Here is a 21,102-nt window from a genome sequence, read left to right on the forward strand (position 1 = left end):
TATGTTTATTCTGAGGGTTGATGACCGTTTAATCCACGGCCAGGTCGTCGCCGGCTGGGCACGGCCCCTGGGTATTCGAGTATTAATCCTTGTCTCCGACAGAGTCTGTAAGGATGAATGGACCTGCAACGCCTACAAACTTGCGATTCCCGAGGGCATAGACTTTTTCTGCGTGGGGATAAATAAAAGTATCGCGGTGATCAATAAACAGAATAACAAGAATATTATGGTCATCGTGGAATCAGTTCGTGAGGCGTACGATTTATTGAAGAAAGGTTTGAAGGTTAAAGAAGTCAATATCGGAGGCCTGGGGTATCGGGAAGGAACAAGGGAAATCGCTCCATACATCTATCTGTCGCCTGAAGATATCGACGCCGTGGTCGGCCTTTTTCAGATGGGTGTCAGGGTCATAGGAAAGCAGCTGCCGAACTCTTCCACCATCGACGTCGTAAAAACCCTGACAGGAGTGAAATGATAAGATTCGCATTCTATATACATAATCACCAGCCCACCGGCAATTTCGACGAAGTCTTCGAGAATGCCTATAAGTGGGCCTATCTGCCCCTGCTTAAATCATTATTGAAACACAAGAATATAAAATTCGGAATTCACAATTCGGGTATCCTCCTGGAATGGATTGAAAAGAAACACCCTGAATTCTTTGAAATGCTGAAAGAGAGTGTGAGAAACGGTCAATCAGAACTGCTTTCCTCTGCCTACGGTGAACCTGTTTTGAGTTTGATCCCCAGAAAAGATATCATCGAACAGATAAAGTACTTCAATGACTACCTCTATAAACACTTCAACTACCGGCCAAAAGGTCTCTGGTTGACTGAAAGGATATGGGAACCCGACCTGATTCATCCCCTTCTTGATGCAGGCATCGAATATATTCTGCTTGACGACACCCATTTCTTTTATGCCGGGTTGAAAGACGACGACCTCTATTCATATTACATAACTGAAGACGAAGGAAGAATCTTAAAAGTCTTTCCGATCTCGATGAAACTGCGTTATCTCATTCCATTCCATCCGATAACCGAAACAATCAAATTCCTCAAGGAAGAAGAAAAGAAGAAAAACAATTGCCTGCGGACCCTCGCCGATGACGGCGAAAAATTCGGGGTCTGGCCCGGAACCCATAATTGGGTTTATAAAAAGAAATGGCTCGATAACTTCCTGGATACGCTCGAAAAAGAGAGATGGATAAAACCCGTTCTTTTGAGCGAAATCGCCGAAGAACGACCTGCCGGCAGGGTCTATCTACCGACCTCTTCTTATGAAGAGATGGGAGAATGGGTTCTGCCGCCCGAATGCGGCAGAAACTATGAAACCCTGAAAAAGAGTGTCGGAAGAAAATATTATTATCTCATCCACGGCGGCTATTTCAAAAATTTCCTGCGGAAATATCCGGAAGCCAACATTATGCATAAAAGGATGCTCTTTGTTTCGAAAAACATCTCCCCGGATATCAAAGCGAAATTGTTTTTATGGAAGGGACAATGCTCCTGTGCATACTGGCACGGACTCTTCGGCGGTCTCTATCTCCCCCACCTGCGTGAAGCGATATACAAAAATCTTATTCAAGCCGAAGAGTATGACATTCCGCAGATCTTTCAGGAAGTGGATTTTGACGTCGACGGTGAAAAAGAAATCCTGGTGTCAAACAATCAATTCTTCATCGTTCTTAAACCATCAACAGCCAGTTTTATCGAACTCGACGACCGGAAGCGAAAGATGAATCTTCTGAATTATCTGAACCGTACAGAAGAAAAATATCACAAAAAACAGGGTACCGAGGATTTTATCTATGACAGATATCCAAGGAGTTTTGGGCTCGACCGCCTTTTGAAAGCCGTGCCCACCGCCGAAGACTTTCGATGCGGAAAGAATCTCGGTGAGATACTCAATTACAGAAAATACACCGTCCTGGATAAAAAGAAACCTGCAATCAATTTTTCAGGTGAGATCGAAAAAACGATCACCTTCAGCGGAGCCGAGCAGAGAACGATCGAAATAAAGTACAGCGGCGTCGTTGAAAAACTGGGAGTTGAATTCTCACTCGGTGTCTTCAGCACCAATCTTCGTCTCCAGAACAACCTCAGCTTGATGAAACCGCAGACATTGAATAAAATAAAGACATTCACGATTCTGGCTGACAATTTCCATCCGCTGAAATTCAAAACGACAAGACCCTGCACTCTTCTCAGTTATCCGATTGAAACGGTCTCCTCTTCTGAAAAGGGACTCGAAAAACTCTTTCAGGGTATCGGACTTCTTCTCATCTTCGACGATTTACCGACAATCCATATCACAATATGAGTGTAATTCTGGTAACCATCATCGGCTCGGCGATCATTCTGGACAAATACGCCTTCGGAGAATTCGGCGTCTCCCAACCGCTCATTTCAGGCACCATTATCGGTGCTCTATTCGGAGACATCCAGACCGGTATCTTCCTCGGTGCGGTCTTCCAGTTGATATTTCTCGGCGGTCTGCCTATCGGACGGGACATACCGCCGGACGGACAGGTTGCAGGTATCGTCGGAAGCGGTTCCTATTTTCTGCTGCAGGGATCAAACGGCGATGGCCACGCGCTGTTTGCAGCTGCGCTTTTCGCGCTTGTCGCCGCGGTGCTCGGCGGAGCCATGGAGATCATCACCCGTCGTTACAATGAAAGGTTGTATCATATATTTATGCACAAAGAAAACTGCCTCTATCTCTGCCATTTCCTGGGCATTGCAACGGCGTTCCTCAGGGGACTTTGTCTGTTTCTGCCGATCTTTTTGATCTCACGACTGATTACGATACCCTCGGGGTTCCCGCAGTTACAGCGTGAACTGCTGATCATCCTCGGTGTCAGCGTCGGCATTGCAAATGCGCTCTATCTCTTCTTCAAGAAATCAACGATCGTTTATGTAATACTGGGAGGCTTATGCGGATTGGCTTTGCTCGTCTTTTAAAAATCATATTATCAAGCTTTTTCATCCAGACATCATGGTCGTTCTTTTCAATGCAGGGGCTGGGATTCCTCTTCAATCTCATAAGCGGCGCGAAGAAGGACCAGCGTAATCAAATTATGAAGACACATAAAGAATTTTTCAATACCCATCCGTATATGGCTTCCTATATCATCGGAGCGACCTTACGGGCGTATGACGAAGAAAAAAAGAGCCTCGATGAGATAAAGAAATTCATCACGATCGCACAAACAAGTTTCGCTTCAGCCGGCGACCTTCTGTTCTGGCGTACAATAAGACCGGCGCTCCTCCTCTTCAGTGTAATATTAGCCCTTAAAACGGGCGTCACCGGCCCCCTGACCTTTCTGATTGTCTACAATATCTTTCATCTCTATCATCGGATACAGGGGATCAGAGACGGCTACCAACTCGGAGCCGATGTAATTTTTATATTAAGATCAAAACGCTTCACGATGACCCAGAAAATATTCGAGGTCTGCGGTGCCGCCTTCTGCGGCGCTTTGATATCACTCATCTCTCTTCAGGTCAACTATCTGGCGGTCATTCCCCTCACCCTGCTTTTTATTCTGCTTCTTATGAAAAGGGTATCGAGTGTCTTCATAATTCTTGCAGTTTTGCTATTATTGATTATAATAGTAATGGTATGATTAAAGAGAAGATAACGATATTGGACGAAAACGGCTTGCATGCCCTGCCCGCTTCAAGATTTGTAAAGCTGGCGGAAAAGTTTGAGAGCAACGTGACACTCAAGAAAGGTGATATTGAAGTAAGCGGGAAAAGCATTATGGGCATTCTTACACTCGCCTGTGAAAAAGGAAGCACCGTCATCCTCTCCTGTGACGGAAAGGATGAAAAAGAGGCCTTAAAGGCTTTAAGAAAGATATTGGAAGGACAGGATTAATGGCACGGGAAAGAATTTTAAAAGGCATTGCGGTCTCCAATGGTATCGCCCAGGGAACCGTGTTTATATATGAAACAAAAAAGGTCGAAGTTTTTCAAACGCCTATTCTTACCGTATATTTGAAAGATGAAACCGAACGGTTTGAAAAAGCCGTGGAAAAAACAAAACAGGATCTTTTAAATATCCAAAAACGTATAAATCAAGAAATAGGAGGGAATTTCGCCCAGTTCCTCGATGCACAGATTATGATGTTGAATGACAAAGAAATTATAGACGCGGTAAAACGTCGCATAATCGAAGAGAAGAAAAATGCGGAATATGTCTATCATAAAGTAATTAATGAATATGCAACACGACTGGGCGAGAGCAAAGACCAATATTTCAAAGAGAGGGTCGCCGACATCTGGGATGTAGGTTCCAGGGTATTGAGAAATCTCCTCGGATTAACACACAGTTCGATCGTTGATATACCGAAAAATTCAATCGTCGTCGCCCATGACATCTCTCCCTCAGATGCGGCTCTGCTGAATCCGACGAACGTTCTGGGAATCGCCACTGAAGCCGGCGGCCGAACATCACACACCGCGATTACGGCCCGTGCCTTGGAAATCCCCGCGGTTCTTGGAATCAAAGGATTGATGGGAAAAATCGCGAACGGAGAAAATGTGATAATCGACGGAGACCGCGGTATCCTGATAAAAAATCCGAGTGCCGGCAGACTCCATTCTTATAGGCTCGCGAAGAAGAAAGATCAGGAACTTGAAAAGGTATTGTCCCCTTATTGTGAACTTCCCGCCAAGACCCGTGACGGCCGTCATATAGATGTCTCAGCGAACATCGAATTCTTCTCGGAATACACGCATGCACGAAGATACGGCGCTGAGGGAATCGGGCTATTCCGTACTGAATTTCTCTATCTGACAAGACGCGGCAGCCCTTCTGAAGAAGAACAGTTCAGGGTCTACAATGCACTGGCGCAGAAGATGAAACCTCATCCCGTAATAATCAGGACATATGACCTCGGCGGAGACAAGGTCTTTCCAGATTATCATGAACCGAATCCCTTTCTCGGCTGGCGTGCGATAAGGGTCAGTCTTGATGAAATCGACTTCTTCAAAATGCAGCTGCGCGCCATCCTCCGCGCCTCAGTGAACAGAAACGTCAAAATTATGTTTCCGATGATTTCAACATATGAAGAGATAAAACGGATTAATTTGATTTTCAACGAGGTGAAGAATGAGTTGCGGGCGGAAAAGATCGACTTTGATGAAGAGATCCAGTTCGGGATTATGATGGAAACTCCGTCCGCCGCCATTATGAGTCCGCATCTTGCCCAGCAGGTCGATTTCTTCAGTATCGGCTCAAATGATTTAACCCAGTATACCCTTGGTGTGGACCGTGGTAATGAAAAGATAAGTCAGTTGTTCGATCACTTCCACCCCGCAGTACTCCATTTGATAAAGACAATCGTCGATTCAGGACACCAGTCACACATCTGGGTGGGGCTGTGTGGTGAACTCGCCGCCGACCCTCTGGCAATACCTCTGCTTATCGGATTCGGCATTGATGAATTGTCGATGAACCCCGCTTCGATTCCCCGTGCAAAGATGGTCATCAGGTCGATAACCATTCCGGCGTGTGAGGAGATCGCCCAGGGAGCGCTGGGATTCAGAACCGCACTCGAAGTGAAAAGATATTTAAGACGCACCATTCATAAAAAATTTCCCGGTATTGAAAAGGTCATAAAATGAAGAAGATCATCTCTTCTCTGCCTGTACAGATCCGTGCCGCTGTTGAATTGCTCCCTGAAGGTCGAATGAAAAAGAAAAATCTTAAAAGAATCATCATCTGTGGCATGGGCGGCTCAGGAATAAGCGGTGAGCTCCTTCAAGGACTTTACCCGCATCTGCAGATCATCTCAAACAAGGATTACTCCATACCCGGGTTCATTGATAAAAATACCCTCTCCATCATTATCAGCTACTCCGGCAACACCGAAGAGACCGTAAGCAACTATAAAATTTTACTCAGACGCGGGACAACGACAGCCGTCATTTCGTCCGACGGCTGGTTGTTGAAGCGGAAAAGTAATTTGAAAATAGAAATACCGAAAGGGCTGCCGCCGCGGGGTGCAATCGGTTATCTCTTTACACCCCTTCCTTTTATTCTTTATAAATTCCATTTAATCGAAAGAAATCCGCAACCGCAGCTTCTCAAGCTCGCCCGTTTTCTCGAAAAAAAGAAGGCGGCGATCGAAAAAAAAGCAAAAGGTCTGGCGGCACAATCCTGGGACAAATTTTTGATCATCTACGCCGATTCAAAGCTCTTCTTTCCGGTTGCCCGACGGTGGCAGTGTCAATTAAATGAAAACTCAAAACTTCTCGCCCATATCAATCTTATTCCGGAAATGTGCCATAATGAGATCGTCGGATTGGGCAGACCCGCTGCTTTAAACAGGAAAACAGACATCATCTTCTTGAATGACCCCGCAGCGCATCCCAGGAACCGACTGCGGGTGAAGATTCTCAAAAAGATAATGAAGAAAAAGTTCAGCAGGATAACAGAAATCACCCCGCAGGGGCAGAACGGTCTGCAGCGTTTGTTCTGGACAATTATGCTGGGTGATTTTTTCAGTTATTATTGTGCCGCAGCCGCGGGTATCGACCCGATGCCGGTAAAAAGAATCGATTATCTCAAAAAAGAACTTTCAGAAATCCGATGAAACATTCCCCTCTCAATCACCCCTGTGACAGAGTGGGATAGATAATACCGAAACGTTTTTTGTAATATAACCTCATACCGACAAGAATAATCAAAAGCAGCAGGATATACGGCGGATAAAGAAATGCCGTAATCAGCGTAAAGAGCAATCCCGGTAAACGAAAACTTGCTATCGTGAGCCGCCTCTTTATCTCCTTTCTGAAAAAGGAATGGACCATCAAGTAGATAAACAGAGGAAGAGATGAAGCCGCGGGAATCAAACATATCGGATCCTTTAATTTCACTGCGGCGATGACCGCACAACACAACAATATCGTCGAAAGGATATAGGCGGCTCTCGGTCCGAGAAAGACCGCGGTCGTCGATTCACCGGCTTCCTGGTCGCCCTTCAGATCAACGATCGTGGTATTGATGAAGACCGCGGAAATACTCAGCACATACGGGATAAAGCGATGGAACATAGCCGGGTCAAACGGCTGCACCAGAAGCCATCCCACGGCGAAATTAACCATACCGTATCCAATGCCGTTGGCGAGCGTATCGAGTAATGGTTTACCTTTTAATTTCACCGGCGGCAGCGAATACAGAACACCGAGAAGAATGGAAATTATGATGAATATAAAAAATAGAAAACCGAATCTTAATGATAAAAACACCGCCCCACACCACAAAATCACCATTTCGATATAAGCGCTCTTTCTAGAAACAGCGCCTTCGGCGAGAAGAAATAATTTTTTGTTTATCTGATCTGTTTTGACATCCATGATTTGATTCAGAATATACACACCCCCCATTACACAGGTATAGATAATCAACCCGATGAAAATTTCAAAAGTAAAACCGCCCTTTCCTCTCGCCAGGTAACTGCCGATCAGAAGAAAATTCCATGAAGGAAGTAAAATAAGCGGTCTTAAGAGAAAGAAGTAATCAAAAGGATGGAGTTTAGACATTCATTTTTTTATGCCTTTTCGACCTTACCTGAACGCAGGCATCTGGTGCATACGCGGATCTTCTTTACCCTGCCATTAATCTTCGCCCTCACGCTCTGCAGATTTATCTTGAATTTTCTCTTTGTGACGTTATGAGCATGACTGATACTGGAACCGCTCTGCGCACCTCTGCCGCATATCGCACACTTTCTCGCCATAATTCTCCTTTCACACTATTATATAAAAAAAACTTGTAAAGTCAACCACTCGTTTGGACAGACCAATGGTGCGAACCTGGTTGCATGGTAATGGCAAACAGGCAAAGGTACTCCTCAATTATTCGGTCAATACTTTGAAAAAAGGTGCATCCGGGGGTGCCGCGTAGTAATGAAGTTCAAACTGTCATCAGCGGTAAAACCGGATAACAGATAACGTGTGGAGCGTATGTGAATTCCGAGTTAGAAGGATAGGATTTGAACGAAGTGCAGTCTTTTATCCACTACTATATAAAGTTGCAAACCTTTCATTTTATTTCCTTATACCTTTAAAAATATTCCACATAGGGACCTTCCTCATATATTCTTTATATTTGTCTCCAAATTTTCTGATATTGTACTCAGCCTCTTTTCTGGCTGACATCCAGAAGCAAAATAGTGATACTATGCCTAAAATTACCGCGAGAATGGATTGAAAAACTAAAATCAAAGCAATGGACCAAATCGCCATCCCTAAAGTCATAGGCTGACGAACAACACTATACACGCCGATATCAATAAAAGTAGTGGTAGCAGTGGGATCAACGGTTTCGGGTTTACCTTTGTGTTTTAAAGCATGCATTGAGGCTATGACTAAATAAGCTGAAGGGATATAGAGAATCCAGCCGATCAACCCCAACCAAGAAATCCCCAAATGCGTCCATGCTCCACGAATACCGATAGTCAATTCGAGTGCCAACATGGTGAAAAAAACGCCCAAACCTGTATGGATATAAATTTCGCTGGCGAAACGTTCTTTAACTGCTTGCCTTATCCATATTCCATTAACGATCCATATAATGGCGCAGATGCCAATGCAAAGATATGTAGCTAACATTTGTTTACCCCCGTTTGCATATTCAGACGAGCAATTTCATATAACTCGTTTATATCCGCATTCGCTATAAGGAATTTTCCAGTATTTTTCTTTAGGATTCCATCTTCTTCCGGAAATTGCTCTTATTTTCTTTATCATCCTCCGGTTATAAGGAACTCGTACTATAACCTTGTCATTTCTCACAAACTCAATTTTCGCCGTATAGGGATTTTACCTTCCTTTCCCTCATATTTTTGAGTCCCATGATACTTTTTTTAATTCACTACTTTTTATTATAGTAAATATAATCAAAAAGTCAAGTTTGACTGAGTTTGTTGCTACCCTATATCATTCTTCCAGCGCAGTTCCCTTTCATGCATTAAGTGCATCTCTTCCAACGCAGTTCCCTTCCAGCACCGCTCTCTTCCATGCACATCGTGCATCCCTTTGCTCTCCGGCCTTAGCCCTATACTCTTTGCCCTCCGCCCGTTCCCCGTTTCACCCTTTCTCCTCTGTCATTCTGAGTCCGCAAGGGTATATGGCGGACGCCGAGCAGGACGAGGTCGGGTTGAGGGATAATTGACACTTCCTTTTAAATTCGTATAATTAAACCATGACGATAAGCGACAATATCAGAAAACTGAGGGTAAGAATAGAAAGGGCTGCCCGGCGTGGGCACAGAACCCCCGATGAGATAACGCTCGTCGCGGTCACCAAGACCATTGAAGTGGAACGAATTGAAGAAGCGATCAAATGCGGCGTCAGAATCATCGGTGAAAACCGGGTACAGGAGGCAAAAAAGAAATTCCCTCTTCTGGGTGATAAGGTAGAATGGCATATGATCGGACATCTTCAAACCAATAAAGTAAAGGACGCCCTGAAGATCTTTTCTCTTATTCACAGCCTCGACTCCCTGAAACTCGCCCGTGAAATTGAAAAACGAGCGGAAAATCCTGTAGCGTGCCTGATAGAAGTCAACACCTCTGAAGAGGCGTCGAAGTTCGGAATAGATCCCGAGCAAACCCTCGATTTTTACGCCTCCCTTCAGGAATTCAAAAAGATAAATATAAAAGGGCTTATGACAATCGGACCGGGATGGGCGATCGAAGACCCTGAGGCATCCCGTCCCTGTTTCAAATTATTATATCAACTCAGAGAACAACTCAGGGACAGATTCCAGAAACCTTTTCCCATACTCTCCATGGGGATGACTTCTGATTTTGAGGTGGCGATCGAAGAGGGAGCGACCATGATCCGTGTGGGGACGGCGATCTTCGGACCGAGAAGATATTGATATGGAGCCGACCTATCTCAGCAGCATCGAAGATTTAAATAAACTGAATCTCTGGCGGAGGTATCAATCGACCCTGTCGTTCATTCTTTTCGTCGCCGTAAAAAAATTGTATCCCGCCCGAAGACTGCGTATCGAACATTCAATGAGCAAAGGATTTTATTGTCTTCTGGATAAGAAAATCACCATCCCCCAATTGAAAAAAATAGAAAAACAGATGACTGGACTTATCAATCAAAACATTCCTATAAAAAAAATCGTCTATTCCAGAAAAGAGGCTGTTAAACTTTTCAAAAAAACAGGAATGGATGATAAAGTGGCACTCTATGAAAATATCCGTAAACAGAATATTGCTGTATATAAACTGCTCGATTATTATGACAGCTATATAACGCCGCCGTTTGAATCAACCGGCAAAGTGAAGGCCTTTCAGCTGAAAAAATTCTCACCGGGGTTCATCATGGTCTTCCCGACCTGGCAGGATCTATCAAAGATGCCGCGATATCAAGCGCAGCCGAAACTCGCCAGGATCTTCAATGAATACGAAGAATGGGCGCATATTCTGGGGATCAGCGACATCGCCCATCTGAATCATATAATAAAAAAGGGAAAAGGTCCTGAAATAATCAAAATAACCGAAGCCCTCCATGAAAAGAAGATCGTCTATATCGCCGACCGCATCATGAAGAAAAGGAAGAAGATAGTCCTCATTGCAGGACCGAGCAGCGCCGGTAAAACCACCTTCACCAAAAGGCTGGCGATCCAGCTGTTTGTCAATGGAATTAGAACCGCCGTCATCTCGGCTGATGATTATTTTCTGCCGCACAGCCAGACACCGAAGGACGAGTTCGGACGACTCGATTTTGAATCGATAGATGCCGTAGACTTACCGCTTTTGAATCGGGATCTGCTTAAAATCATCGGCGGCGGCACAGTGGAGATCCCGAAATTCAACTTCCGGACAGGCAGACGTAATAAAGGTAAGAAAATTTCCCTGCCGAGAAACGGAGTGATACTGCTGGAAGGAATTCACTGTCTGAACGAAAAACTCACCCATAAGATTCCTTCGTCCTGGAAATTTAAGATTTACATAAGCGCCCTGACCCATCTGAATGTCGATAATCACAACCGTATATCAACCACCGACACAAGATTACTAAGGAGGATTGTACGGGACACCCATTTTCGTGGTTATAAAATAAAAGAGGTGCTCCATCACCTGGGTTCCATAATCAACGGAGAAGAAAAAAATATCTATCCGTATCAGGAAGAAGCCGATGAAATGTTCAATTCCGCACTTATGTATGAACCGGCGGTACTCAAGAGATTCTTCATGCCGATCATTAAAGCGGTGAAAAAGAAAGACCCGGAATATGAAGAAGCGAAGAGATTCATCGATCTGTTGAACCTCTTTTATGAACTGAATGAACACGATGTCCCTTCCAATTCCATACTGCGGGAATTCATCGGCGGCAGTTCTTTTGTCTATTGAATCTTTTAACAAACACATGTTTAACGATCATCTCTGCGTCGTTTCACCACTTCTACAATGCCTCCCTTCTCTGCTTTTCTCTGTTTTAAAAAACGGTAATGATGTGTGTATTCTGCTATTGACAAAGTCTTAAAATTTTATATAATTTTGTATAATGAACGGGTACATCATATTTCAAGGAGTAAAAGGAGGAAAAATGAAGAAAAACATAGTGATCTGTCTTGTATTTTGCATACCGATAGCTATGTTTGCTGCAGAAGTAGGCGTGTTAAATTTCAAGGCAGGGGTAATGGAAAAAGAAACAGCACAGGCAATAGCTGCCCTAATTGCGAGTGAGTTGACTAGCTATGGTCACAATGTTAAAAATCCTGATGCGATGAATGCTGCGGTAGGAGAAGAAATAAAGTGTTATGAAAGTGGCTGTGCTGCTGAAGTGGGATTCAAGGCTGGCGTTGAAAGGGTAATATTCGGTTCAGTATCAAAATTTGGGGAAAAATATATTGTTCAGGCATCAGTAGTAAAAGTAGCAACACGCCAAACAATATGGTCAGGAAGCCTTTCAGCTGCTACTGCCGAAGAGCTCGATATCGTAGCCAAGCGTATTGCCAAAGCAATTGCTGAAGGAAAAAAAGTTGAAGCAGGTGTTGAAATAGGAACAATAACGGAAGAGGAGAGGACTTTAGAAGCAAGGCGAAAAAAGAGTTTCTATGCCACTGGTGGAAATTTCGGTTATACCCTTCCACTCGGTGGGTATGCTGACGCAACATCACTTATGGGCTTTACCTGGATTAACTGGTATGAAACACCGAATTTTGCTGTAGCATTCAACGGTATTTATCACTGGTCACTAGGTGCGGCAACCTGGGAACAGAATGAATCCGTCGTTATAGAGTATGGCGGTGACATATGCTTCTACTATATGTTCTCAAAGTCTGATATATCACCTTATCTGGGTGGTGGTGTAGGACCTCGTTTCTTGATGCTGACGGCGGGTTTTTACAGTAGCGGCGCTAATTTCGGCATGTCTTTTAATGGAGGAGGTGGTATTGTTCTGCTCAGAACCTATGATTTTCATGTAATTGCTGATGCCCGTTATATAATCAATATTGCTGATTTACCAGACTTTCAAGGACCTCACCATGGATTCGATTTCGGCCTCGGTGTTGTTTATCGACCAAGGAAAAAACAAGGATGTGGTGGAGGTGGCTGTATGGGAGGTGGCTGTTTCTAATTACTGCTGATTTTTAAGAAACAAAATTTCTACTTTTGTTAGAATAGCCGGGGTGGTGGAATTGGCAGACACATACGTTTGAGGGGCGTAGGCCTTCGGGCATGGGGGTTCAAATCCCCCCTCCGGCATGGAAGCAAGTAGATCTCTCATTGTTTTCAGAAATCGTCTTTTTGCGTAATTTATATTGAGGATCCTCTGGTTTAATCAATAAACCCTATGAATTCCTCCTAAAAAAAATCAGCGGAGAGCGAGGGATTCGAACCCCCAAGGGATTGCTCCCGGCGGATTTCAAGTCCGCTGCCTTACCAGTTAGGACTAGCTCTCCACAAAGATTGTTTATTATATCACAATTTTCATTCTTGTCAACTCGTATCTCATGTGGTATCTCATGTGGGGTCAGATCTCGAAACTTGACAAATCCCTGAGTCCTGCCTCAGCCCTCTCATATCTCGCACGAACCTCCTTATCACGCAACATCCTTTGTCTTAAACGACCGCGCAACTTGCTTACTCCGGTATAATCAATGCCTCCCAACAACCTTCCTATCTCAAGCTGAGTCAAACCACTATATTTGTACAACAAATCACACACTATCCCACGTAGATCACTATTACTATATCGCTTCTGCAAATCCTCTCGCGCAATACCCAGTGTCTCAGTAACACAATCTATCACCGCCTCCGGTTTGATACGCTCCACTGTTAAATTGCGATATGACGGCTGCTCACGCAACGAACCATCTACACATTTGCCTTTGATCTGGGCAATAAAGTCATCATCACCTAATATCGCCTGGTTCTGTACATCTTCAAAAGGATTATCAATATCGTATTTCAGTCCCTCCAATATAAATGATCGATATCTATGCCGACCGCCGATCATTTCAAGAATCAAATCATATTTTACAAAATCAACAACCTGTTTGCTGTTGATATATCCAGGTAAACTACTCCATTGATATTTCTTTACATACTGCCACTGTGTTTGATAATCCAGGGAATGTAATCTTCTCACCCGAGCACTATTTAAGTGAAGGTAACGAGAAACCTCAAGTAAATAACTATCTGCATCGATCAAAAAAGCTTTGTATCTTCCCTGATAAAGATGTCCGCAACGACCATGCCGATGATTGAACCAACCGGTGTAAGAAACATTAAAACGACGCATAAACTCTGATAAATTGGCACGCTCAGTCTGTACCAACAAATGAAAATGATTATCCATCAAGATATAAGCATTGAGGATAACTTGATAAATTTCCAATGACTCTTTCAGTATCTTAAGAAATTTCTGCCGATCTTCATAATTAAAAAAGATGTTCGCGCGTCCGTTACCGCGGCAGGTTACGTGGTAAAAAGCACCGGGATATTCTATTCTTAATGGTCTAGCCACGCCAGCATTATAACAGAAAGTGATGATTTGTCAAGTTTCGAGATCTGACCCCATCAGTGATACTTGACGAAACAGAACTGCTAAGTATAATAGTAGGCTGTTGGGGGATCGTTCAATGGCAGGACGGTTGACTCTGGATCAACTAATCGGGGTTCGAATCCCTGTCCCCCAGTCACCAAAGTGTTGAATCCGGGAGAGGTGGCCGAGTGGACGAAGGCGCCCGCTTGCTAAGCGGTTTCTCATCGAAAGATGGGACGGGAGTTCGAATCTCCCCCTCTCCGTTGAATTATTTAAAGTAGAATTTTTCGAACCGGATAGAAGATTATGAATTTAAGCGAAGTGAAAGTCAGAATGGCGCCGAGTCCCACCGGCTTTTTCCACGTCGGCAGCGCCCGCACCGCACTCTATAACTGGTTGTTTGCAAAACACCACAAAGGTAAATTCATCCTGCGGGTCGAGGACACCGATGTAAAACGTTCTTCAGCAGATATGATCAAGGTGATTCTCGAAGGACTCACCTGGCTCGGTCTAACATGGGACGAGGAACCATCTTTTCAATCCCAGAGAATCGAAATTTATAAGAGATATGTAGACAGATTGATAGAGAAAAAACTGGCGTATTATTGTTATTGCGACCCCGAAGAACTGGCAAAAGAAAAACAGGAGGCATATAAAAACAAAAAGGACTGGCGGTATGACAGAAGGTGCCTTAATCTGTCCGACGCCGAACGGGCAGAAAAAGAGAAGGCGAAAATTCCGAAAGCCGTCCGTTTTCTTGTTCCTGACCGTCCGGTGGTATATAACGACATAATCCACGGTGAGATAAAAAAAGAGGGCAGGGATATTGAAGACTTCATCATCATGCGCGCAAATGGTATTCCCACATATAATCTGGCGTGTGTAGTCGATGATTTTGAAATGGGTATCACCCACGTAATAAGAGCGGTTGAGCACATCAACAATACTCCGAAACAACTGCTCTTGTATGAAGCCCTGGGACTGCCTGCACCGAAGTTCGCCCATCTCCCTTTGATTTTGGGAACGGACAAGAGTAAATTATCCAAACGCCACGGTGCGGTATCCCTCATCTTTTACCGTGAACAGGGATTTTTACCGGAAGCGATGGTCAATTACCTGGCACTTCTGGGCTGGGCGCCCGGCGACGATAAAGAAATAATGGATAAAGAGGAACTGATCTCCCGCTTCACGCTCGAACGTATCAACCCATCCAACGCTGTTTTTGATGTGAATAAACTTCTCTGGATGAATCAGCAGTATATCTTAAAGATGAATGAGAGCGAATTGATTGAACATTTAAAACCATATTTTATTGATGCCGGCTTAATAAATGAACAGGAATTTGAAACAAAGAAAGAATGGATTAAAGAACTCTGTCTCCTGATGCAACCGAGAATAAAAGTGCTCGGTGACATCGTGGATTTGACGGTGTATTTTTTCACCGATGATTTTGAATATGAAGAAGACCGTCTGCACAAATATACCGATAAAAGAACCCTGGAACTGATGGAACGTTTTCTCGGAAAAATGGATGAAGTCAAAAATTTCAATGCCCAGTCGCTTGAAAACCTGCTTCGCGGTTTCGCCGCCGAAAACAAGATTAAAGCGAAAGAACTGATCCATCCCTTGCGTATCTTTGTCACGGGCAGAAGCAGCGGCGCCGGACTCTTTAAAACCCTGGAACTTCTCGGGAAACAGAGGTGTATAAAAAGGATTCAAAAAATCATCAGAAAATATGGAGGAAATTAATGGACGATTCTGATAAAAGAGAGAGCAAAAAGGAAAGAAGAGGACATATCAAGGCGTATCTGAGTTTACCGTCTTTCCTGACGATAGTCACATCTTCCGTGGAGGTCTTCAGAAAAGAGACGATCGGCTATCTGATCGGAATTAAAGGTGAGAACAAATTTATGGTTGAGTATGCGATTCCCTATCAAACAGCGGAGAGCTCTGCCACACATGCGACGATCGACGAAGACAGGGTTGCGCGCATAAATGAAATTCTCGGTAAACTGTCCGCCGGACTCGAGTATATCGGAGATTTCCATTCGCATACGGTCTATGGCAACTGTCCGGGAACCGTCGTTCCCTCCAATACGGATCTCGGTTCAACAGTCCCGGGTGAACTCAATATAATCTGTGCAGTCAACCTAAAGAAAAAATCGGTGGAATGGTATGAAAGCAAGGACGGTATCCTCACCGGTACTGTAGGAGAATATCGTATTGAAATCGGCGGTTACTACGTCGACAAACCTCATATCGGTAGAAAATATCAAAGGGTACATATAAAGTGCCCGGCAGTAACCGGTATTCATGAAGAAGAGTCATAATGAAATAGTCGGCGTCGGCATCGACCTTGTCGATGTGGAACGCATTGAAAAGGCGGTTTCAACAAGGAAAGCCTTTCTTAAACGCCTCTACGCCGAGGAAGAAATCAGATTATCAAATAAAGGAAAGTTCCGTTTTGAAGAACTCGCCGGTCGATTTGCAGTAAAAGAAGCGGTACTCAAGGTATTGAAGACCGGCTGGCGTCAGGGGGTGAAATTCAACGAAATTATTGTTTTGAATGAACGTTCCGGTGCGCCGTATGTCAGGTTGACGGGCAGGGCACGTGAGGTTGCAGACGACTTAGGCATAAAAAATATCTATATAAGTATCAGCCATACCAAAACCCTTGCGGTCGGTCTTGCAGTTGCAACCCGTTGAAATCAGAAGGAGGAAATATGAAGAAAGCAGTCTTTCTATTTGACGGCCAGGGTGCATTTCGACCTGGTATCGGAAAAGAATTATGTGCCAAATATCATGAGGCGGATGAAATAATCGAAAAATGCAGTGAAATATTGGAATATAATATAAAAGATTGGCTCTGGGGTGAAGAGGCGAAAGAGACAAGCAGCAAAACAAGCATCGCACAACCGGCGATAAGCGCGGTTTCACTCGCCTATGCAGCGGTCTTAAAAAATCTCGGAGTCACTTCTGAAATATCCCTGGGACACAGCCTCGGAGAGATCACCGCGGTTCTCCATTGCAGAATTGTTTCGTTCGAAGACGGCATGAAAATCATAAAAAAACGTGGTGAATTAATGGAAAAAGGAGGCGGTCAGGGAACAATGATGGCGGTCATAAAAGTGGACCAGAAGACCCTTGAAAAAATCTGTGCGGACGTAAGTGCAGAAATCGGGGAACCCGTGGTCGTCGCCAATATCAATGCACCCAACCAAATCGTAATATCCGGTTCAAAAGAAGGTATAAAGAAAGCCGCCCAGAATATCGTGAAGCAACACGGCCGAGGCATCCCCTTAAGAGTAGGCGGCGCATGGCACAGTCCCTATCTGAAGGATGCTGCGAACGAATTCGCCGGATTTCTGGACACCATTCAGTTCAACAAACCTGAATCACCGTTTTATTCGGTCGTTGAGCAGAAGACCCTTGATGACCCGGCTGTAATCAAAGATTCCCTGAAAAAACAGATGCTCTCCCAGGTCAATTGGGTGACGGCGATAAAGAACCTGAATCAGGCGGGCCATAAACTCTTCCTTGAAATCGGGCCGAGCAAAATCCTCAAGGATCTGGTCGGAAAGATTGAACCGGCTGCAAAAGTAGATTCCACTGCCCTGTATACGGATATGGAAACGCTGGCAGCGAATCTGTAATTGACGATATCTCCACCGGTTCTGCTCTGAAATTTTTATGTTGACATTAAAGCGTTTTTAAGTTATGATTAACCAATGAATCTAATAATACCGGTAGCAGGAGAAGGTACACGTTTAAGGCCGCATACCCACACCATTCCGAAAAGTCTGCTCTATGTCGCGGGTAAACCCATCCTCGGCCATATCCTCGATAACTTCAGAAATCTGTCCATTGAGAAGTTGGTCATCGTACTGGGCGCCAAGGGTGAAGCAATCATGGATTTCTGCAGAACCTATCCCTTTGATTTCAAATTTGTCCACCAGAAAAAAAGACTCGGATTAGGCCATGCAATCCATCTGGGAGCACGGGGATTGAAAGGACCGACCCTGATCCTTCTCGGTGATACAATCATCGAATATGATTTTAAAGCCCTCGCTGAAAGTAATGAAAACTTTCTTGCAGTAAAAGAAGTACCCGACCCTCGAAGATTCGGCATCGTGAGCGTCCGTAAAAATAGAGTCATCAAACTTGTCGAAAAACCGAAAAATCCGGAATCGAACCTGGCGATCGTGGGGTTGTATTATTTTCGGCAGATAGAAAAAGTGTATAAAGCGCTGACCCGGATAATAAAAAAAGGGACGCGCACAAAAGGTGAATATCAACTTACAGACGCCCTTCAATACCTTCTGGATGCGGGTGAAGAGTTTAAAATCCTGAAGATCAAGAAGTGGTACGACTGCGGTACACCCCTGTCTCTGATCCAAACCAATCAGCACCTCCTTTCCAAACTCCACCACTACAAAAAAAGAAAAGGGTTGATTGTCATATCTCCTGTTTACATCGACGACTCCGCAAAAATCACAAACTCGATAATCGGACCGCATGTATCCGTCGGTAAGAACGCCGTAATAAGCGATTCAATAATCAAAAATTCCATTATAAACAGTATGGCGACGGTACAGAATGCCCTGCTTTCCGGCTCCATCATCGGAGAAAATGCAGTTGTCAAAGGCGGTTATAAAAAACTGAATGTAAGCAGTTCCTCGGTAATAGAATTCCCATGATCTCTTCCATCCTCATCGGACTTATATTTCTAAAAGTAGCGGGTTCAGACCTCAATCCGCCTGAACTCCAGAAGCTCGTTCAAACAGGACTCAATTTCGCTTATATTGATGAGTATGACAGCGCCCGGGTCTATTTCGACAAAGTGATTGAAAATTTTCCGGATAACCCTGCAGGATATTTCTTTAAAGCCGCGCTCCTTCAGCTCAAAATGATGGACGACTGCCGCTACACAGAAGAAAAAGAGTATCTTACGCTTATTGAAAAAAGCATTCGGTGTTCTGAAGACATACTGAAACAGGAGGACAATCTGTGGGCGCAATTTTATCTGGGCAGCAGCTATACATACAGAGCGGTTTATGAAGGAATGAAGAAGAACTATTTTGGAACATTCAAATACGGGGTAAAGGGCGGCTCTATATTACAAAAGATAATTTCGAAAGACTCCACATTTTATGACGCCTATCTCGGCGCGGGTACTTATGAATACTTCTGGGCACGTGCATCCCGTTACCTGCCGGTACTCAAACTCGTCGGCGGTAATGCAGAACAAGCCATTCGTAAAATCCACCTGGCGGCCGAACACAGTTTTTACTCAGGACCGACCGCGAAAAATTCGCTTGTCTTTATCTATGGCGAAGAAAAAAAATTCGAAAAAGCGGATTCAATCATAGATGAATTACTTACGCTCTTTCCTGAGGGAAGAACGTTTTTGTGGAATAAAGCCGAACTGGAATACAAGAAAAAGGAATATCTGAAGGCGATCGCCTTGTATGACCATCTCTTTTCCGTATACAACGGCCGCAATCCGAAAAATTATGCAAATTTGGCACAATGCAAATTTTATATCGGAAAGTGTTATTATGAACTGAAGGATAAGGAACATGCCAGAGAAGCACTGAAAGAAGTCATCTCTTACAAAAAACACTCTGATGAATATCCCCAGATAAAACAGTATTGTCGACAGGCATATGGATTACTCAGCCGCATCTTTTAGTCTTTTTAAAATCACCTGAATAAAAAAAGATATGGTCGGAATTATGGAGGTAAGCCGTTAAGCTGTTGATTATAAGCTATTACTGGCCGCCGCTCGGCGGACCGGGCTCTTTAAGACCTGTGAAGTTCAGCAAATATCTGCCGGAATTCGGCATCACCCCGACTGTCCTTACCAGGAAGAACATTGCTTACCACAGTATCGACGAAGAGCTTATCAAAGACGCCGGAGATATAAAAACGATCAGAACCGAATCCCTGGACCCCGCCCGTCTTCTCTATCTTTTCGGAATAAGAATATATCGACCGCGCATCTGGCAGAAACCGATAAAACGTTCTCTGAATTTTCCCGACCATAAAATAGCCTGGTTGCCTTTTGCTTATAACGTCGGGATAAAACTCGATTTCGACCGTATCTTCGTGACCGCCCCTCCGTTCAGTTCATTCATCATCGCCTATTTGATTGCGAAAAAAACCGGTAAACCGCTCATCCTCGATTTTCGTGACGCCTGGATTGAATTTCCTTTTCTGCCCTATACGCGGTTACAGAAGAAATTCGTTGCTTACTGGGAAAAAAAGTTGACCGACTTCGCTCCATTGATCATTGCGGTTGACGAAAACATCAAAACGTCGTTAATAAAAAGATACCCTCAAATCGAGAAAAAAATATCCGTCATTCCAAACGGTTATGACCCCGATGATTTCATGGTGAGCGAAAAACCTGATGTCTTCACAATCGCCTATCTCGGCACTGTCCGGGAAGAAAGAGACCCGACCAACTTCCTCAACGCCGTAGAGAAATTGATTGAAGAGAAGAATCTATCACCTGATGAAGTGGAGGTGAAATTCATCGGTCATATTGAAGAACTTTTTTTAAATAAGATAAAGAAATACACCTTCATCCGTGTGTACGGTCATCTGCCTTATAAAAAAGCGCTGAAGGAATTTTCCTCGTCCCATCTTGCTTTAATGACCACCACGGGCAGCAGTTATTTCTTTCCTTCACGTCAAAATGAATACCTGGCATCGCATCTTCCCGTAATCGTCTGCGGCAAATCCCGGGGGCTTCATCTTCTGGAGCACGCCTTTAAAAGAGGGTATCCGGGATGGTTTTACGACTTCAATGATATCGACGGTATGAAGAAAAAACTCATTGAACTGTATTCGGCATTTAAAAAGGGAACAATACTCCGGGGGAAAACCCCTTACCGACAATATACCCGTCGGGCACTCACCGAAAAACTCGCTGGATTGATAAAAAGAATACCCCTGTAAACAGGGGTATTCTTTCACTCAATTTTGAATGGGCAGGGGAGGACTCGAACCTCCGAAGGCTTCCGCCAGCAGATTTACAGTCTGCCCCCTTTGACCACTTGGGTACCTACCC

The 21,102-nt window shown here is 44.2% G+C and carries 21 protein-coding genes and 5 tRNA genes; 20 read left to right on the forward strand and 6 right to left on the reverse strand.

What is annotated here, in order from left to right; genetic code table 11:
- The first annotated feature begins 1 nt into the window (after window position 1).
- The 7 genes from ENI34_08770 to ENI34_08800 are packed head-to-tail and all read left to right on the forward strand — an operon-like array spanning window position 2 to window position 6,604.
- Window positions 2–475, forward strand: coding sequence for a PTS mannose/fructose/sorbose transporter subunit IIB (locus tag ENI34_08770; protein ID HEC79216.1), 474 nt, complete (start codon window positions 2–4; stop codon window positions 473–475).
- Complete coding sequence (locus ENI34_08775; GenBank protein HEC79217.1) at window positions 472–2,322, forward strand: DUF1926 domain-containing protein; 1,851 nt, start codon at window positions 472–474, stop codon at window positions 2,320–2,322. Before ENI34_08770 ends, ENI34_08775 begins: the two co-directional genes overlap by 4 nt.
- The gene (locus tag ENI34_08780) at window positions 2,319–2,963 is read left to right on the forward strand and encodes a hypothetical protein (protein ID HEC79218.1); all 645 of its coding nucleotides are present in this window, start codon (window positions 2,319–2,321) and stop codon (window positions 2,961–2,963) included. Before ENI34_08775 ends, ENI34_08780 begins: the two co-directional genes overlap by 4 nt.
- Window positions 2,936–3,628: a hypothetical protein gene (locus ENI34_08785; protein ID HEC79219.1), complete on the forward strand. Its 693-nt coding sequence runs from the start codon at window positions 2,936–2,938 to the stop codon at window positions 3,626–3,628. Before ENI34_08780 ends, ENI34_08785 begins: the two co-directional genes overlap by 28 nt.
- Window positions 3,625–3,882: an HPr family phosphocarrier protein gene (locus ENI34_08790; protein HEC79220.1), complete on the forward strand. Its 258-nt coding sequence runs from the start codon at window positions 3,625–3,627 to the stop codon at window positions 3,880–3,882. The genes ENI34_08785 and ENI34_08790 overlap by 4 nt, the downstream gene beginning before the upstream one ends.
- A complete protein-coding gene (gene ptsP / locus ENI34_08795; protein HEC79221.1) occupies window positions 3,882–5,633 on the forward strand; it encodes a phosphoenolpyruvate--protein phosphotransferase in 1,752 nt (583 codons plus the stop codon). Before ENI34_08790 ends, ptsP begins: the two co-directional genes overlap by 1 nt.
- On the forward strand, window positions 5,630–6,604 hold the full coding sequence (locus ENI34_08800) for a bifunctional phosphoglucose/phosphomannose isomerase (GenBank protein HEC79222.1): 975 nt from the start codon (window positions 5,630–5,632) through the stop codon (window positions 6,602–6,604). Before ptsP ends, ENI34_08800 begins: the two co-directional genes overlap by 4 nt.
- A 16-nt stretch (window positions 6,605–6,620) precedes the next feature.
- On the opposite strand, the gene ENI34_08805 is transcribed toward ENI34_08800, so the two are convergent.
- The 3 genes from ENI34_08805 to ENI34_08815 all read right to left on the reverse strand — a co-directional run bounded on the left by ENI34_08805 (window position 6,621) and on the right by ENI34_08815 (window position 8,624).
- Window positions 6,621–7,553, reverse strand: a complete 933-nt coding sequence (locus ENI34_08805) for a hypothetical protein (GenBank protein HEC79223.1) — start codon at window positions 7,551–7,553, stop codon at window positions 6,621–6,623.
- Between the two features lie 8 nt (window positions 7,554–7,561).
- Complete coding sequence (rpmB, locus tag ENI34_08810) at window positions 7,562–7,750, reverse strand: 50S ribosomal protein L28 (protein ID HEC79224.1); 189 nt, start codon at window positions 7,748–7,750, stop codon at window positions 7,562–7,564.
- A gap of 310 nt (window positions 7,751–8,060) precedes the next feature.
- Window positions 8,061–8,624, reverse strand: a complete 564-nt coding sequence (locus ENI34_08815; GenBank protein HEC79225.1) for an isoprenylcysteine carboxylmethyltransferase family protein — start codon at window positions 8,622–8,624, stop codon at window positions 8,061–8,063.
- A 592-nt stretch (window positions 8,625–9,216) separates the two neighbouring features.
- Between ENI34_08815 and ENI34_08820 the strand changes: the two genes are divergently transcribed.
- The 4 genes from ENI34_08820 to ENI34_08835 all read left to right on the forward strand — a co-directional run bounded on the left by ENI34_08820 (window position 9,217) and on the right by ENI34_08835 (window position 12,745).
- Window positions 9,217–9,897 (forward strand): YggS family pyridoxal phosphate-dependent enzyme, encoded by a 681-nt coding sequence (locus ENI34_08820; GenBank protein HEC79226.1) that lies wholly within the window; start codon window positions 9,217–9,219, stop codon window positions 9,895–9,897.
- 1 nt (window position 9,898) lies between these two features.
- On the forward strand, window positions 9,899–11,386 hold the full coding sequence (locus ENI34_08825) for a nucleoside kinase (GenBank protein ID HEC79227.1): 1,488 nt from the start codon (window positions 9,899–9,901) through the stop codon (window positions 11,384–11,386).
- A gap of 196 nt (window positions 11,387–11,582) precedes the next feature.
- On the forward strand, window positions 11,583–12,617 hold the full coding sequence (locus tag ENI34_08830) for a hypothetical protein (protein HEC79228.1): 1,035 nt from the start codon (window positions 11,583–11,585) through the stop codon (window positions 12,615–12,617).
- 46 nt (window positions 12,618–12,663) lie between these two features.
- Window positions 12,664–12,745: transfer RNA gene (locus ENI34_08835), tRNA-Leu, on the forward strand.
- A 113-nt stretch (window positions 12,746–12,858) separates the two neighbouring features.
- On the opposite strand, the gene ENI34_08840 is transcribed toward ENI34_08835, so the two are convergent.
- A tRNA-Ser gene (locus tag ENI34_08840) sits at window positions 12,859–12,942 on the reverse strand.
- Window positions 12,943–13,013: 71 nt separating this feature from the next.
- A complete protein-coding gene (locus ENI34_08845; GenBank protein HEC79229.1) occupies window positions 13,014–14,036 on the reverse strand; it encodes a hypothetical protein in 1,023 nt (340 codons plus the stop codon).
- A gap of 74 nt (window positions 14,037–14,110) precedes the next feature.
- On the opposite strand from ENI34_08845, the gene ENI34_08850 reads away from it, so the two are divergent.
- The 9 genes from ENI34_08850 to ENI34_08890 all read left to right on the forward strand — a co-directional run bounded on the left by ENI34_08850 (window position 14,111) and on the right by ENI34_08890 (window position 20,990).
- Window positions 14,111–14,184 (forward strand) — tRNA-Gln (locus ENI34_08850).
- 17 nt (window positions 14,185–14,201) lie between these two features.
- Window positions 14,202–14,290, forward strand: a tRNA-Ser gene (locus ENI34_08855).
- 43 nt (window positions 14,291–14,333) lie between these two features.
- A complete protein-coding gene (locus tag ENI34_08860; protein ID HEC79230.1) occupies window positions 14,334–15,776 on the forward strand; it encodes a glutamate--tRNA ligase in 1,443 nt (480 codons plus the stop codon).
- On the forward strand, window positions 15,776–16,357 hold the full coding sequence (locus tag ENI34_08865; GenBank protein ID HEC79231.1) for a hypothetical protein: 582 nt from the start codon (window positions 15,776–15,778) through the stop codon (window positions 16,355–16,357). The genes ENI34_08860 and ENI34_08865 overlap by 1 nt, the downstream gene beginning before the upstream one ends.
- On the forward strand, window positions 16,341–16,733 hold the full coding sequence (gene acpS, locus ENI34_08870) for a holo-[acyl-carrier-protein] synthase (protein ID HEC79232.1): 393 nt from the start codon (window positions 16,341–16,343) through the stop codon (window positions 16,731–16,733). Before ENI34_08865 ends, acpS begins: the two co-directional genes overlap by 17 nt.
- Window positions 16,734–16,750: 17 nt before the next feature.
- Window positions 16,751–17,680, forward strand: coding sequence for an ACP S-malonyltransferase (locus ENI34_08875; protein HEC79233.1), 930 nt, complete (start codon window positions 16,751–16,753; stop codon window positions 17,678–17,680).
- Between the two features lie 75 nt (window positions 17,681–17,755).
- Window positions 17,756–18,724, forward strand: coding sequence for a nucleotidyl transferase (locus ENI34_08880; protein ID HEC79234.1), 969 nt, complete (start codon window positions 17,756–17,758; stop codon window positions 18,722–18,724).
- Window positions 18,721–19,719: a tetratricopeptide repeat protein gene (locus ENI34_08885; GenBank protein HEC79235.1), complete on the forward strand. Its 999-nt coding sequence runs from the start codon at window positions 18,721–18,723 to the stop codon at window positions 19,717–19,719. Before ENI34_08880 ends, ENI34_08885 begins: the two co-directional genes overlap by 4 nt.
- A gap of 62 nt (window positions 19,720–19,781) precedes the next feature.
- Window positions 19,782–20,990 carry a hypothetical protein gene (locus ENI34_08890; protein HEC79236.1) on the forward strand — a complete coding sequence of 403 codons (1,209 nt, stop codon included), beginning with the start codon at window positions 19,782–19,784 and terminating at the stop codon, window positions 20,988–20,990.
- 29 nt (window positions 20,991–21,019) lie between these two features.
- Here the strand turns inward: ENI34_08890 and ENI34_08895 are convergent.
- A tRNA-Tyr gene (locus ENI34_08895) sits at window positions 21,020–21,102 on the reverse strand.

It is taken from the genome of candidate division WOR-3 bacterium (assembly GCA_011052815.1).
Lineage (GTDB): Bacteria > Hydrothermota > Tepidihabitantia > SM23-42 > SM23-42 > DRIG01.